The 13,966-nt window shown below is 73.9% G+C and carries 16 protein-coding genes; 8 read left to right on the top strand and 8 right to left on the bottom strand.

Annotation, left to right across the window (positions count from 1 at the left end):
* The first annotated feature begins 109 nt into the window (after positions 1-109).
* Positions 110-775: an O-methyltransferase gene (locus IF19_RS0106555; RefSeq protein WP_030289882.1), complete on the top strand. Its 666-nt coding sequence runs from the start codon at positions 110-112 to the stop codon at positions 773-775.
* A gap of 281 nt (positions 776-1,056) precedes the next feature.
* Here IF19_RS0106555 and IF19_RS1000000135925 read toward each other — a convergent pair whose 3' ends face one another.
* Positions 1,057-1,224 carry a DUF3117 domain-containing protein gene (locus IF19_RS1000000135925; protein ID WP_003966491.1) on the bottom strand — a complete coding sequence of 56 codons (168 nt, stop codon included), beginning with the start codon at positions 1,222-1,224 and terminating at the stop codon, positions 1,057-1,059.
* Positions 1,225-1,540: 316 nt separating this feature from the next.
* Here IF19_RS1000000135925 and chcB point away from each other — a divergent pair, with 316 nt between their 5' ends.
* Entirely contained in the window at positions 1,541-2,353 is an 813-nt protein-coding gene (gene chcB, locus IF19_RS0106565) for a 2-cyclohexenylcarbonyl CoA isomerase (protein ID WP_030119458.1), read from the top strand.
* A gap of 148 nt (positions 2,354-2,501) precedes the next feature.
* On the opposite strand, the gene IF19_RS0106570 is transcribed toward chcB, so the two are convergent.
* Positions 2,502-3,095: a DNA-3-methyladenine glycosylase I gene (locus IF19_RS0106570; RefSeq protein WP_030119457.1), complete on the bottom strand. Its 594-nt coding sequence runs from the start codon at positions 3,093-3,095 to the stop codon at positions 2,502-2,504.
* Entirely contained in the window at positions 3,092-3,586 is a 495-nt protein-coding gene (locus tag IF19_RS0106575; RefSeq protein WP_078580427.1) for a DivIVA domain-containing protein, read from the bottom strand. The genes IF19_RS0106570 and IF19_RS0106575 overlap by 4 nt, the downstream gene beginning before the upstream one ends.
* Positions 3,587-3,705: 119 nt before the next feature.
* Between IF19_RS0106575 and folP the strand changes: the two genes are divergently transcribed.
* The gene (gene folP / locus IF19_RS0106580; protein ID WP_030119454.1) at positions 3,706-4,578 is read left to right on the top strand and encodes a dihydropteroate synthase; all 873 of its coding nucleotides are present in this window, start codon (positions 3,706-3,708) and stop codon (positions 4,576-4,578) included.
* A 107-nt stretch (positions 4,579-4,685) separates the two neighbouring features.
* Here folP and IF19_RS0106585 read toward each other — a convergent pair whose 3' ends face one another.
* Entirely contained in the window at positions 4,686-5,471 is a 786-nt protein-coding gene (locus tag IF19_RS0106585) for an LOG family protein (RefSeq protein ID WP_030119453.1), read from the bottom strand.
* Between the two features lie 103 nt (positions 5,472-5,574).
* Entirely contained in the window at positions 5,575-6,654 is a 1,080-nt protein-coding gene (gene dapE, locus IF19_RS0106590; protein ID WP_030119452.1) for a succinyl-diaminopimelate desuccinylase, read from the bottom strand.
* Positions 6,655-6,784: 130 nt separating this feature from the next.
* On the opposite strand from dapE, the gene IF19_RS1000000135360 reads away from it, so the two are divergent.
* On the top strand, positions 6,785-7,711 hold the full coding sequence (locus IF19_RS1000000135360) for a VldE C-terminal domain-containing protein (protein WP_078580428.1): 927 nt from the start codon (positions 6,785-6,787) through the stop codon (positions 7,709-7,711).
* 292 nt (positions 7,712-8,003) lie between these two features.
* Complete coding sequence (locus IF19_RS0106600; protein WP_030119450.1) at positions 8,004-8,444, top strand: hypothetical protein; 441 nt, start codon at positions 8,004-8,006, stop codon at positions 8,442-8,444.
* Positions 8,445-8,556: 112 nt separating this feature from the next.
* Here the strand turns inward: IF19_RS0106600 and IF19_RS0106605 are convergent, their stop codons facing one another.
* Positions 8,557-9,651: a bifunctional succinyldiaminopimelate transaminase/glutamate-prephenate aminotransferase gene (locus IF19_RS0106605; RefSeq protein WP_030119449.1), complete on the bottom strand. Its 1,095-nt coding sequence runs from the start codon at positions 9,649-9,651 to the stop codon at positions 8,557-8,559.
* Positions 9,652-9,791: 140 nt separating this feature from the next.
* Positions 9,792-10,112: a ferredoxin gene (gene fdxA / locus IF19_RS0106610; protein ID WP_007446848.1), complete on the bottom strand. Its 321-nt coding sequence runs from the start codon at positions 10,110-10,112 to the stop codon at positions 9,792-9,794.
* Between the two features lie 117 nt (positions 10,113-10,229).
* On the opposite strand from fdxA, the gene IF19_RS0106615 reads away from it, so the two are divergent.
* The 3 genes from IF19_RS0106615 (at position 10,230) to IF19_RS0106625 (ending at position 13,102) form a co-directional block, all read left to right on the top strand.
* Entirely contained in the window at positions 10,230-11,231 is a 1,002-nt protein-coding gene (locus tag IF19_RS0106615) for a GNAT family N-acetyltransferase (RefSeq protein ID WP_030277720.1), read from the top strand.
* Between the two features lie 93 nt (positions 11,232-11,324).
* Positions 11,325-12,206 (top strand): transglutaminase-like and tetratricopeptide repeat-containing protein, encoded by an 882-nt coding sequence (locus IF19_RS0106620; RefSeq protein WP_030277722.1) that lies wholly within the window; start codon positions 11,325-11,327, stop codon positions 12,204-12,206.
* A 290-nt stretch (positions 12,207-12,496) separates the two neighbouring features.
* Positions 12,497-13,102 (top strand): response regulator transcription factor, encoded by a 606-nt coding sequence (locus IF19_RS0106625; RefSeq protein ID WP_030119444.1) that lies wholly within the window; start codon positions 12,497-12,499, stop codon positions 13,100-13,102.
* Here the strand turns inward: IF19_RS0106625 and IF19_RS0106630 are convergent.
* A partial coding sequence (locus IF19_RS0106630; protein WP_030121977.1) for an ATP-binding cassette domain-containing protein occupies positions 13,071-13,966 on the bottom strand: 896 nt, incomplete at its 5' end. The genes IF19_RS0106625 and IF19_RS0106630 overlap by 32 nt on opposite strands.

Raw genomic sequence — 13,966 nt, forward strand, 5'->3', positions numbered from 1 at the left:
GCCCAGCTCGGCGGCCCGCTCCGCGGTCCCGGTCGCTGCGCTCTCCCCACTCCCTGCACAACGCCCGGTCCCATCTGCGGGTTCCCGGGTCCAGCGGATACAGTCACCGTTGCGCCAACTACGGGGACAGGAGAGGGTCATTACCGCCAACCGGCAGACGAGCTGGGCGTTCGCCGACGCCTTTGTCGCCGAGGACGAAGCACTGCACGTGGCCCGGGAGCGGGCTCACGAGCTGGGGCTTCGCCCGGTGTCACCGGGCACCGGCGCCGCGCTGCGCCTGCTGGCGGCCGCCGCGGACGCCAAAGCGGTGGCCGAGATCGGCACGGGCACGGGCGTGTCCGGCATGTATCTCCTGCACGGGATGCGGCCGGACGGCGTACTGACCACCGTGGACCCCGAGCCCGAGCGCCAGCAGTTCGCCCGGGAGGCGTTCCGCCAGGCGGGCTTCGCCACCAACCGGGCCCGGTTCATCCCCGGCCGCGCCCTGGACGTCCTGCCCCGGCTCGCGGACGGCGGGTACGACCTCGTCTTCTGCGACGGCGACCGCCTGGAGAGCCTCGGTGTGCTCGCTGAATCGTTGCGCCTGCTGCGCCCCGGCGGCCTGGTCTGCTTCGAGGGCGTCTTCGCGGACGGCCGTACGGTCGACTCCGCCGCCCAGCCGGCCGAGGTGCTGCGGGTGCGGGAGCTGCTGCGCGCGGTGCGCGAGAGCCAGGAGCTGATGTCGACCCTGCTGCCGGTCGGCGACGGCCTGCTCTGCGCGGTCCGCCGCGGCTGACCGCCTACGGCGACCGGGACACACGCGATCCGGCGCGACTGACTGCCCCCGTACGGCGACCGGGACGCACACGGCCCGGCGCCCGGCCGGCCCCGTACAGCGGCTGGGACACACACGGCCCGACGCGGCTGACCTCCGTACGGCGTCCGGCGCGGCTGACCTCCGTACGGCGTCCGGCGCCGCTGACCTCCGTACGGCGTCCGGCGCGCGGCCCGGACGCACCGCTGCCCCGGTACGGAGGTCCGTACCGGGGCAGCGGTGAAGGTGATGGGCTATCCGCGTCAGCCGACGACCTTCTTCAGCGCGTCGCCGAGGGCATCGGCCTCGTCCGGAGTCAGCTCGACAACGAGTCGACCGCCGCCTTCGAGCGGAACCCGCATGACGATGCCCCGCCCCTCCTTGGTCACCTCGAGCGGGCCGTCGCCCGTCCGCGGCTTCATGGCCGCCATGCTCGTTCCCCTTCCTGAAACCAGCTCAATCGCAACCGGCGGCCCCATGACAGGCGCTGCCTCACCGGCATCGAACAGATTGCTTCTTCGCCATTATCCCGCATCAATGACCCCGATGACCAACATCGGTCTGCATCGCTTGCGCAACGCGCTCTCGCAAAACCACCCAATTCGGCGATCCGGCTGCGATACTGCGCCGCCCCGGGCCCCCGGGTGAGCGCCGATCGTTAGACGCAGGTCACATATCTGCCCCGCGCCGGATCGGCCATGCTTGCCTCCAGTGGCAACGATGCCCGAGCAGCGAGGGGATACCGGAATGGCCGACGAGCCGGCGAACACCGTCCTGTACGACGTGAGCGAGGGGCTCGCGACGATCACGATCAACCGACCCGACGCGATGAACGCGATGAACACCGCGGCGAAGGTCGCGCTCCGGGACGCGCTGCTCGCCGCGGGGGCGGACGCGGGCGTCCGGGCGGTCCTGCTCACGGCCACCGGGCGCGCCTTCTGCGTCGGCCAGGACCTGAAGGAGCACGTCGCCACCCTGCGGGCCACCCGCGAGGCGGGCGGCGGGAACGCGCTGAGCACGGTCCAGGAGCACTACAACCCGATCGTGCGGGCGATCACGGAGATGGCGAAGCCGGTCGTGGCCGGAGTGAACGGGGTCGCGGCCGGGGCCGGATTCGGGTTCGCGCTGGCGGCGGACTACCGCGTGGTCGCCGACACCGCCTCCTTCAACACGTCCTTCGCGGGCGTCGCCCTCACCGCCGACTCGGGCGTGTCCTGGACCCTGCCCCGGCTGATCGGGCAGAGCCGCGCCGCCGATCTGCTCTTCTTCCCGCGGTCGGTCTCCGCGCAGGACGCCCTGGAGCTGGGCATCGTCAACCGGGTCGTCCCGGCGGCGGAGCTGGCCGAGCAGGCGGCAGCGGTGGCCCGCACCCTGGCCGCCGGCCCCACGGTGGCGTACGCGGCGCTGAAGGAGTCCATGGCGTACGGCGCCGGGCACACGCTCGCCGAGGCGCTGGAGAAGGAGGACGAGCTCCAGACCCGGGCGGGCGCGTCGCAGGACCACACCATCGCGGTGGAGGCGTTCCTCGCCAAGGAGAAGCCGGTCTACCTCGGCAAGTAGCGGATCGGCGGAGCGTGCCGCGGCCGGCCGGACTGCCTCGGGAAGCAGCGGATCAGCGGGGCGGGCCGCCGCCGACTGGGCTGCCTCGGGAAGCAGCGGATCAGCGGGGCGTGCCGCCGCCGATCCGGTCCGCCTCGGGAGGAGCCGCTCAGCCGGGCGTGCCGCCGCCGCGTGCCACGCAGTCCGCGAGGTGGTCGTCGACCAGTCCGCACGCCTGCATCAGCGCGTAGGCGGTGGTGGGGCCGACGAAGCGGATCGAGCGCTTCTTCAGCTCCTTGGCCAGCGCTGTGGACTCGGGGGTGACCGCCGGGACGTCGGCGAGGGTGCGCGGGGCGGGCCGGGTGGCGGGGTCGGGGGCGTAGGACCAGATCAGCTCGTCGAGCTGCCCGGCCGGCCACCCGGCGAGCACCTTCGCGTTGGCGAGGGTCGCGTCGACCTTGGCCTTGTTCCGGATGATGCCCGGGTCGGCCAGGAGGCGCTCCCGGTCGGCGTCGGTGAACTTCGCGACGGCCTCGATCCGGAATCCCTCGAAGGCGGTACGGAAGGTCGCGCGGCGGCGCAGGATCGTGAGCCAGGAGAGCCCGGACTGGAACGCCTCCAGGCAGAGCCGTTCGAACAGGGCGTCGTCCCCGTGGACGGCCCGGCCCCACTCGGTGTCGTGGTAGGCGAGGTAGTCCTCGGTGGACAGGCCCCACGGGCAGCGTGGGCGCCCATCGGGGGCGGCCACGGCTCCGCCGCTCATCGGCCGTCCTCCTCGGTGCGGTCCCGGCCGTCCGTACGGTCGCCGGGCTCGGCGAGGCGGTGCTCCGGCCCGCCGGGCCGCTCACCGGGGTCGAGGGAGCCGTACCCGGGCCCGAGTGGCGGCTCACCGGGGTCGGCCGGCCGGTCGCCGGGGGGCTCGAACAGCTCGGTGCCCGTCGTCACCGCCGCCGCCCGGTCTCCGGCCAGGGTGGACTCCAGCTCCGCGATCCGGGCGTCGCGCTCGGCCAGCTCCGCGCCGAGCCGGGACAGCGCATCGTCGACGTCGGCCATCCGGTAGCCGCGCAGGGCCATCGGCAGGCGCAGCGCGTCGATGTCCGCCCGGCCGACGGGGCGGGCCGCGGGGAGCGGGTCGGTCAACCGCTCGGGCGGCACGTCCTGGAGCACCGCGCTCCCGCCGCCGCCGACCACCGCGAGGGTGACCGCGGTGACGACCACGACCATCGTGAGCAGCAAGAACCAGAACACGCGCATCTCCCCGGGGGCGGCAAACCTCGTCCGGCTCCGATCGTGCCATGCGGCGCCGACAAAGTCGGGGCCGCCCACGAAAGGCCGTAGGGTCGCAGCCGGACTATCTGAGAAGGAGAGACGGGATGCCGAGCGGTGCACTGAGGCTGGGGCGGCGGGAATTCGGTCCGCACGAGCCGGTGGTCATGGCGATCGTGAACCGGACCCCGGACTCCTTCTACGACAAGGGCGCCACCTTCCGCGACGAGCCGGCGCTCGCCCGGGTCGAGCAGGCGGTGGCGGAGGGCGCGGCGATCATCGACATCGGCGGGGTGAAGGCCGGCCCCGGCGACGAGGTGACCGCCGAGGAGGAGGCGCGCCGCACGGTCGGTTTCGTCGCCGAGGTCCGCCGCCGCCACCCGGACGTGGTGATCAGTGTGGACACCTGGCGGCACGAGGTGGGCGAGGCGGTCTGCGAGGCCGGGGCGGACCTGCTGAACGACGCGTGGGGCGGGGTCGACCCGAAGCTGGCGGAGGTCGCCGCCCGGTACGGGGCGGGGCTGGTCTGCACGCACGCGGGCGGCGCGGAGCCGCGCACCCGCCCGCACCGGATCGCGTACGAGGACGTGATGGCGGACATCCTGCGGGTCACGCTGGGGCTGGCCGAGCGGGCGGTGGAGCTGGGGGTGCGGCCGGACGGGATCATGATCGACCCGGGCCACGACTTCGGGAAGAACACCCGGCACTCCCTGGAGGCGACGCGCCGGCTGGAGGAGATGGCGGAGACGGGGTGGCCGGTGCTGGTGTCCCTGTCCAACAAGGACTTCGTCGGGGAGACGCTGGACCGGCCCGTGAAGGAGCGGGTCATCGGCACGCTGGCGACGACGGCGGTCTCGGCGTGGCTGGGGGCGCGGGTGTACCGGGTGCACGAGGTCGCGGAGACGCGGCAGGTGCTGGACATGGTGGCGTCGATCGCCGGGCACCGGGCGCCCGCGGTGGCGCGGCGCGGGCTGGCGTAGTCCCGCCGTCCGGCGCGTGAGGGGCGGGGCCGGGGCGCTGCCCCTCACGCGCCGGACAGCCCCTCACGCGCGGCGGCGTGCGGAGCCCGGCTCGAAGAGGCCGCGTCCTACCGGCCGACCTCCTTCGTCACCAGTCTCACCGCCTCCTCCACGTCGTCCGTGACGTGGAACAGCAGCAGGTCCTTCTCCGACGCCTTGCCGCCGGCCACCACCTTCTCGCGGAGCCAGTCGATCAGTCCGCCCCAGTAGTCCGTGCCGAACAGGACGATCGGGAAGCGGGTGACCTTGCCGGTCTGGACGAGGGTCAGCGCCTCGAAGAGCTCGTCGAGGGTGCCGAGTCCGCCGGGCAGGACCACGAAGCCCTGGGCGTACTTCACGAACATCGTCTTGCGGACGAAGAAGTAGCGGAAGTTGACGCCGATGTCGACGTGCGGGTTGAGGCCCGACTCGAAGGGCAGCTCGATGCCGAGGCCGACCGAGACGCCCTTGGCGTCCCGGGCGCCCTTGTTGGCGGCCTCCATCGCGCCCGGCCCGCCTCCGGTGATCACCGCGAAGCCGGCCTCGACCAGCGCCTTGCCGATCGCCACCCCGGCTTCGTACTCGGCGGATCCGGCCGGGGTGCGGGCCGAGCCGAAGACGCTGATCGCGCTCGGCAGTTCGGCGAGCGCGCCGAAGCCCTCGACGAACTCCGACTGGATGCGCATCACCCGCCAGGGGTCGGTGTGCACCCACTCGGAGTCGCCCTCGGAGTCCAGCAGCCGCTGGTCGGTCGTGCCGGGCTGGACCTGCTCCCTGCGGCGCAGGACCGGGCCCAGCCACTGTTCCTCGGGGCCGACCGCGCCCTCGGGGACCTCCGCGCCTTCGGGAATCCGTGCGTCCTCGGCGTTGCCCATGTTGCGCTCCCTCCACCGACCTGCGTCGTGCTGGGTCGTACGTGTCGTGCTGCGTACGGCCAGCGTAGATCGGCGGAGGTTACGTACGGGGGAATGCCGTGCGTCAGCCGGTGAGCCAGGAGCGGAGGCGGTCCTCGCAGTGGGTGATCCGCTCGACGGCCACGTGCTCGTCGCGCTTGTGGGCGTACATGGGGTCGCCGGGGCCGTAGTTCACGGCGGGGACGCCGAGGGCGCCGAAGCGGGAGACGTCGGTCCAGCCGAACTTGGGCCGGGCCGCGCCGCCGACGGCGGTCATGAACGCCTGGGCGGCGGGGTGGGAGAGGCCGGGCATGGCGGCGCCGGAGTGGTCGTCGACGATCATCTCGTCGATCCCGCAGTCCGCGAAGACCTCGCGGACGTGGGCGACCGCCTCGTCCTCGGTGCGGTCGGGTGAGTAGCGGTAGTTGACGACGACGGTGCAGGCGTCCGGGATGACGTTGGTGGCGACGCCGCCCTCGATGCCCACCGCGTTGAGGCCCTCGCGGTATTCGAGGCCGTCGATGACCGGGCGGCGCGGTTCGTACGCGGCGAGCCTCGCCAGGATCGGGGCGGCGGCGTGGACGGCGTTGGACCCCATCCAGCCGCGCGCCGAGTGGGCCCGTTCGCCGGTCGTGCGCAGGTGGACCCGGAGCGTGCCCTGGCAGCCGCCCTCGACCTCGCCGTCGGAGGGCTCCAGCAGGACGGCGAAGTCCCCGGCGAGCCAGTCGGGGTGGGCCTCGGCGATGTGGCCGAGGCCGTTGAGGTGCGCGGCGACCTCCTCGTTGTCGTAGAAGACGAAGGTGAGGTCGCGGTTGGGGGCGGGGACCGTGGCGGCGATCCGGAGCTGGACGGCGACGCCGGACTTCATGTCGGAGGTGCCGCAGCCCCAGAGGATCCCGTCGGCGTCGAGGCGGGAGGGGACGTTGTCGGCGATCGGCACGGTGTCGATGTGGCCGGCGAGGACGACGCGCTCGGCGCGGCCGAGGTTCGTGCGGGCGACGACGTTGTTGCCGTGGCGGTCGACGGTGAGGTGGGGCAGGGCGCGCAGGGCCTCCTCGATCGCGTCGGCGAGGGCCTTCTCCTCCCCGCTGACCGAGGGGAAGTCGACGAGCCGGGCGGTGAGCGCCGGCCCGTCCAGGGTGAGGTCAAGGGTGCTGTCGGCCATGACGACGACCCTAAGGGACGGGAGGTCGCGGCCGGGCGGGGGCCGGGGGCGAAGCGGGGAGGGCTTGGGGCGTCGGAGCGGGGAGGGCTGGGGTATCGGCCCCGCCCGTACCCTCCAGTACGGTGGGCGCGTGCCCAGGACAGCCAGCCCTCGCCGACGACGCCTCCTCCGCTACGGGGCCGCCCTCGCCGTGCTCGCGGCGCTCGGCGGCTATCTGGCCGTGCAGTACGACTCCTCCGGTACGAAGAGTCCGCCGCGCTGTGTGGTGGAGGCGAAGGACGGGGACGACGGCGGGGCCCAGCGGTACGAGATGAGCCTCGCCCAGGCCGTGAACGCGGCGACGATCTCCGCGGTGGGCACGACCCGGGGCATGCCGGAGCGGGCGGTCACGATCGCGCTGGCCACCGCGCTCCAGGAGTCCACGCTCCGCAACATCGACTACGGCGACCGGGACTCGGTGGGCCTGTTCCAGCAGCGGCCCTCGCAGGGCTGGGGCAGCGTGGAGCAGATCATGGACCCGGTGTACTCGTCCGGGAAGTTCTACGAGGGTCTGGCCGAGGTCCCCGGCTACTCGCGGCTGCCGCTGACCGAGGCCGCGCAGCGCGTGCAGCGCAGCGGGTTCCCGCAGGCGTACGCGAAGCACGAGCCGGACGCCGCCCTGCTGGCGGCCGCGCTGACCGGGCGCCGGCCCGCCGCGCTGAACTGCACCCCCGCCACCGCCACGGCAAAGGGCCCGGGGGACGCCGGGCGGGTGCGCGCCGAGCTGGTGCGCGCCTTCGGCAAGGAGGTGCTGCCGACCGCGACGGCCGCGGGCGCCTCCGCCGCCTCGACCGTCGCCGTGCCCGTCCCGGCGACCTCCGCGCAGGCCGAGGACGAGGGCGTGCCGCAGCGCGGCTGGGAGCTGGCGCACTGGGCGGTGGCGCAGTCCGAGGCGCTGCGGATCGAGCGCGTGAGCTACGCGGACCGCGTCTGGGAGGCGGGCCGGGGCTGGCGGACAGACAGCGCGAAGGGTTCGGAAACGGGCACGGCGACGGTCGGCATCCGGGTCGCTCAGTAGTACGCCCCGTCCCTCGTACGGGCCCCGGCGGCTTCGGCCCCGGACACCTTCCGCGCCGATCGCCATGAGGGGGCACCGCTCCCCCGATTCCCTTGTCGCACTTGAGAAGTGACGGTTCCTCGGGGCGCGACGGTATGGATTGTTTGCCCGGGTTGCATCCCTGCGGATAATCGGACGCATTACTCACTCTTTACCTTTGCGGACCGCAACCTCCCCTGCCCCCGCAGCGGTTGATCAGTGCGTCCGGACCACCGGACGGACGCATTCGTGCACAACCCGCTGAAGGAGCATCATGTCCCTCCCCCTGACCCGTCGGATCGCTCGTGCCGCGCTGCTGATCGCCGCAGGCGCGGCCCCCGTGGTCGGTGCGGCCGGCGCCGCGAGCGCCGCAGAGCTCCCGCAGACCACGGACCTGGGCGGCCTGACCTCCCTGGACGGCGCGAGCGTCGGCAACACCCTCGACAGCACCGCCCGCCAGGGCACCGAGGCGGCCGGCCAGACCGGCGGCCGCCTCGTGGGCACCGCGCTCCCGGCCGCCGGCGAGACCCTCGGCCGCTCCGCCAAGGTGGCCGTCCCGGCCGTCCAGGAGACCGCCGGGCACACCGCGGGCAGCGCGGGCGAGGCCGTGGGCGGGGTGGCCGAGGCCGCCGGCAAGGGCCTGCCCACCGACTCCCTCACCCAGGGCGGCCTGCCCACCGACGCCCTGCCGCTGAACGGCCTGCCGATCGGCTGACCGCCGCCCCCACACGCGCGGGAGGCCCGAGGAGTGCGCACTCCTCGGGCCTCCCGCGCGTTCCGGTCCCTCTTGCGCGTTCCGGGCCTCCCGCGCGTTCGGGCGCGGCGGGTCAGGACAGGCGCTTGACCGCCGCCGCCACCCGCTCGTCGGTCGCGGTGAACGCCACCCGGACGAAGCGCTCGCCCGCCGGACCGTAGAAGTCGCCGGGCGCGACGAGGATGCCCCGCTCCGCGAGGTACGCGACGGTGTCCCAGCACGGTTCGTCGCGGGTCGCCCACAGGTAGAGGCTGGCCTCGCTGTGCTCGATCCGGAAGCCGTGCCCCTCCAGGGCCGCGCGCAGGGCCAGGCGACGGTCGGCGTACCGGACCCGCTGCTCGGACACGTGCGCGTCGTCGCCGAGGGCGGCGACGGTGGCGGCCTGGACGGGGGCGGCCGTCATCATCCCGCCGTGCTTGCGGATCAGCAGCAGCTCCCCGAGGACGGCCGCGTCGCCCGCGATGAAGGCGGCCCGGTAGCCGGCCAGGTTGGAGCGCTTGGACAGGGAGTGGACCGCGACGACGCCCTCGTAGTGCCCGCCGCAGACGTCCGGGTGGAGCACCGAGACGGGGTCGGCGTCCCAGCCCAGCTCCAGGTAGCACTCGTCGCTGAAGACCAGGACCCCGTGCTCGCGCGCCCACGCGACGATCCGGGTCAGCTCCTCCTTGGAGAGCACCTTGCCGGTCGGGTTGGAGGGCGAGTTGAGCCAGAGCAGCTTCAGCCCGGCCGGGTCCAGCTCGGTCGGGTCGTCGTAGACGACGGGCTCCGCGCCGCAGAGCCGCGCGCCGACCTCGTACGTCGGGTAGGCGAGCCGGGGGTAGGCCACCCTGTCACCCGCGCCGAGCCCGAGCTGGGTCGGCAGCCAGGCCACCAGCTCCTTGGAGCCGACGACCGGCAGCACGTTGGCGTGGGTGACGCCGACCGCGCCGAGCCGCCGCTCGACCCAGCCGGTGAGCGCGTCCCGCAGCTCCTCGGTGCCCCACACCGTGGGGTAGCCGGGGCTGTCTGCGGCCTCCACCAGCGCCCGCCGGATCAGCTCGGGGACCGGGTCGACCGGCGTGCCGACGGAGAGGTCCACGATGCCGTCCGGGTGGGCCTGGGCCGTCGACTTGTAGGGCGCGAGCCTGTCCCAGGGGAAGACCGGGAGGCGGGAGGAGACTGCGGACACGGGGCTCTGCTTTCTCGTGCTGGTCGTGTACGGACCAGGGCACGCCCTGGGCGCGTACGGGGTGTTCCGGTGCGGGAAACGCCTCGGTCCCGCACGGGGACGAGCCGTACGGGACCGGGCTGTGCGCGTGGTGCCGCCGCTTACTGGTTCTGCGGGGGCAGTCCGGCGATGAACGCGTGGTCGCGCTCGATGAGACCGAGCTTGGAAGCACCGCCGGGCGAGCCGAGGTCGTCGAAGAACTCGACGTTCGCCTTGTAGTAGTCCTTCCACTCCTCCGGAGTGTCGTCCTCGTAGAAGATGGCCTCGACCGGGCAGACCGGCTCACAGGCTCCGCAGTCGACACACTCGTCCGGGTGGATGTACAAGGACCGCTGGCCCTCGTAGATGCAGTCGACGGGGCACTCTTCGATGCAGGCCTTGTCCTTCACGTCGACACAAGGCTGCGCGATGACGTAGGTCACGCTGTCGTTCCTCCTCGGTAGGGCGTTGGCTCTCGCGCGGGAGCGCGGCGTCGTCGATGCCCACCCCTAGTATCTCCGTTCTCGGGCACGATCCGAACAGGAGGGGCGGACAGACCTGTGGAATTCACCATCGGCGGACGGCTGGACGTCCGCATCACCCCCGCTGACGTGGGCAAACGCGTCTCCGTGCGCTGCCGGACGGAGAGCGGCGGCGCGGGCGCGGAGTTCACCGACACGGTCGGAGTGCTCACATCCTGGGACCGCGGTGTGCTCTCCATCACACGAAAGAGCGGGGAGGCGGTCCACATCGTGGAATCCTCCCTCGTCGCCGGGAAGACCGTGCCCGCCGCCCCGGCCCGCCGGCGCGGCCCCGCCGCCTCCTTCGAGGAACTGGCCGCCGTCACCGCGCGCGCCTGGCAGCCCGTGGAGAGCGAGCCGCTCGGCGACTGGCGGCTGCGCGCCGCGGGCGGCTTCACCCGGCGCGCCAACTCCGCGCTGCCGCTCGGCGATCCGGGGCTGCCGGCCGGCGAGGCGCTCGACCGGGTGCGCGCCTGGTACGCGGAGCGGGACCTGCCTCCGTACGTCCAGACGGCGACCGGGGCCGCCGGCACGCAGGAGCTCCTGTGCGCGGAGCTGGAGCGGCACGGGTGGCGGCGCGAGGTGACGGCGCAGGTGCGGATCGCCGCGCTGGCGCCGGTCGGTGACAGTGCGGCGGACGTCGCGGCGGTTCGGCTGACCCGTGCGCCGGACGCGGCCTGGCTCGCCCGCTACCAGCGGTTCTCCACCCCGGGCCCGCACGTGCTGCGGGTGCTGGAAAGCGGTCCTTCGGTCTGGTTCGCCACGGTCGCGGGGGACGGCGGTGCTCCGGACGCGATCGGGCGGTGCGTGGTGGACGGCCGGTGGGCGGGGTTCATGGCCGTCGAGGTCGCCCCGGAACGGCGGCGGCGCGGACTGGCCACCACCGTCATGACCGCGCTGGCCCGCCGCGCCCTGGACGAGGGCGCGTCGGCGGCCTGGCTCCAGGTCGAGGAGGAGAACGAGGGGGCGCGGGCGCTGTACGACGGCATGGGCTTCGCGCTCCACCACAGCTACCACCACTACCGCCCGTCCCCGGCGTGACCGGGAGCGGGCGGGCGCGCCGGCGGGTGGATCGGCGCGGTTGAGCGGGGACATGGGCGGGGACGGGCGAACGGCCGGGAACGGGGGCAGGGGATGAGCGGGCTGGATTCCGGGGCGGCGGAACGGCGGCGGCAGTTCGCCGAGGAGGCCCGCTCAAAGCGGCCGGACCTCGCCCTGCTCTGCCTGCTGCTGGGCGCGGAGGCCGGACCGGTCGGCCCGGCCGAGGTCCGCCCGGTGGTGCCGGGGGAGACCGACCCGGACCCGTACGGCATCGACGCCGCGCAGATCGAGCTGGACCGGCTGGCGGGGCTGCTGCCGTACGGACCCCGCTCCCCCGCCGGCTGGGCCTCGGCCCTGGCGGAACTGCTGGGCGGGCGGTGCGGGTTCGGCGGCTCGGCGGCCGACTACCAGCGGCTGGACTCTTCCTGCCTCCAGCAGGTGCTGCGCCGCCGCCGCGGGCTGCCGATCCTGCTGTCCGTCGTCTGGATCGAGGTCGCGCGCAGGGCCGGCGCGCCGGTGTACGGGGTGGCGCTGCCCGGTCACTTCGTGGTCGGCTTCGGCGATCCGGACCACCTGGTGCTGGCCGACCCGTTCGCCGGGGGCGCGCCGCTGACCGGGGCGGACGCGGAACTCCTGGTCACCTCGAAGACCGGGGCGCCGCCCGATCCGTCGATGACGAGGCCCGCGCGCCCGCTGGAGATCGTGCTGCGCGTCCTGAACAACATCCGGGCGTGGGCGGCGACCCGCCCGGAGCGCACCGATGTGGCGCTGTGGGCGGTGGAGCTGTCGCTGCTGCTGCCCTCGCATCCGGCGCGGCTGCGCTACGAGCACGCCGAGCTCCTGGTTCAGCGCGGGGAGTTCCTGCGCGGGGCGGCGGAGATGGAGGAGTACGCGGACGTCATGGCCGGCATCGAGCCGACGGCGGCCGAGAACATCCGGCGCAAGGCCCGAGCGGCGCGCGCCCTGCTCAACTGAACCACCCAGAACCGGCCATTCGGCGAGCTTTCCGCGCCACCCAGGCGGACGGCAAACGCCTACGTGTGCCCGAGTACCCAGGAAACAGCGAGACGGATGGGTCCGTGAGGGCTGTGCGCTCCCGGTTTACATCCGAACGCCCCCTTCCGCGCCCAACGGGCGCACTATTCGGCCCGTTTGTCGGCGTACGTGGAGGCCCATGCGCTCAACTGGAGTTCCGTCACCGGACGCGTACAGCCCGTCGCGTTCCGCGCTGGACGGACCGGATGAGAGAACCTGAGGGCAGAGTGATGACAACCGTGCTGCTGGTCCACACCGTGCCGTTGTGGCGCGCTTCGCTGGCATCGCTGCTCTGCGCGGGGCCGGACATAGAGGTCCGGACCGCCGAACACGGCGCGATACGCGACGCCCTGGGCGGGCCGGCTCCGGACGTGCTCCTCACCGATCTCGACTGTCCGGGCGCGCTGGACGTCCTCGACGAGGTCAAGACGGTGACCGCGCCGCACGGCGGTCCGTACCCGCTGGCCGTGCTCACGCGCAGCGACCGGCCGCGCGGTCTGCGCCGGGCGTACGAGGCGGGGGCGCTCGGCTACATCGACAAGTACCGGCCGGTGGACGACCTGTCGGAGGTGATGCACAAGCTGGCGGACGGCGGGCGGCACATCGACGAGTCGCTGGCGTTCAGTCTGCTGCAGGTGGCGGACATGCCGTTATCTCCCCGGGAGTTGAGCGTGCTGTCGCTGGCCGAGGGCGGCGACACGGTGGCCGGGATCGCGGCCCGGCTCCATCTGACGCCGGGCACCGTGCGCAACTACCTGGCCGCCGCCATCCGCAAGTCCGGGGCGCGCAACCGCCTGGACGCGATCAGACGGGCGAAGGAGGCGGGCTGGATCTGACGCCCCGCTCCTCGTCCTCGTCCCCGGAACCGATCGACGCGTCCTGACCGGTACCGACCGTCCCGAGCCGACCGGCGACGGCCGCCGCGTCCTGTGCGTCCGGTACGAGGCCACCGCCCCACGCGTCCGCGTCCTCCGGCTCCCAGAGGCCGGCCAGGTCGCGGTAGAGGGCGCTGGAGCGCAGGAGTTGTGCGGGGGTTCCGCACCGGGTGCGCGGACCGTCCATCACCAGGGTCCGCCCGGCGCGGCGGGCCGAGCTGAGCCGGTGGGCGACGACGACGAGCGCACCCGGCAGGGCGGCGCACGCCAGCTCGGCCCGGGTCTCCGCCGCCGGGTCGAGCCTGCTGGTCGCCTCGTCGAGGATCAGCAGGGGCGGCGCGGCGAGGTAGGCCCGGCCCAGGGCGACGAGCTGCCGTTCGCCCTGGGAGAGCCGGTCCGGCACGACGTCCGCGTCCAGGGAGCCGAGCCGGGAGAGCAGCGGCTCCAGCCCGATCGCCTCCGCCGCGTCCGCGATCTCCCGGTCGCGGGCGTCGGGGCTCAGGTAGCGGAGGTTGTCCCGCAGGGAGCCGCTGAACACGTAGGCGTGCTGGGGCAGCAGTACCCGTACGGAAGTGGCGTCGGCCGCCCGCACCGGCCGCCCCCGCCACCGCACCGCTCCCCCGGTGGGCGGTTCGACCCCGGCGAGGACGGCGGCCAGGGTGGACTTGCCGCTGCCGCTCGGTCCGACGACCGCGAGGTGCTCGCCCGGCGCGATCGTCAGGGAGAGCCGGTCCAGGACGGGCTGGGCGCGGGGCCCGTAGGCGAAGGTGACCTCGTGGAGTTCGGCGACCGGGGCGGGGGCGCGGCGGGCGGACGGGGCGGGGG

The organism is Streptomyces californicus (assembly GCF_000717645.1).
GTDB classification, from domain to species: domain Bacteria; phylum Actinomycetota; class Actinomycetes; order Streptomycetales; family Streptomycetaceae; genus Streptomyces; species Streptomyces californicus.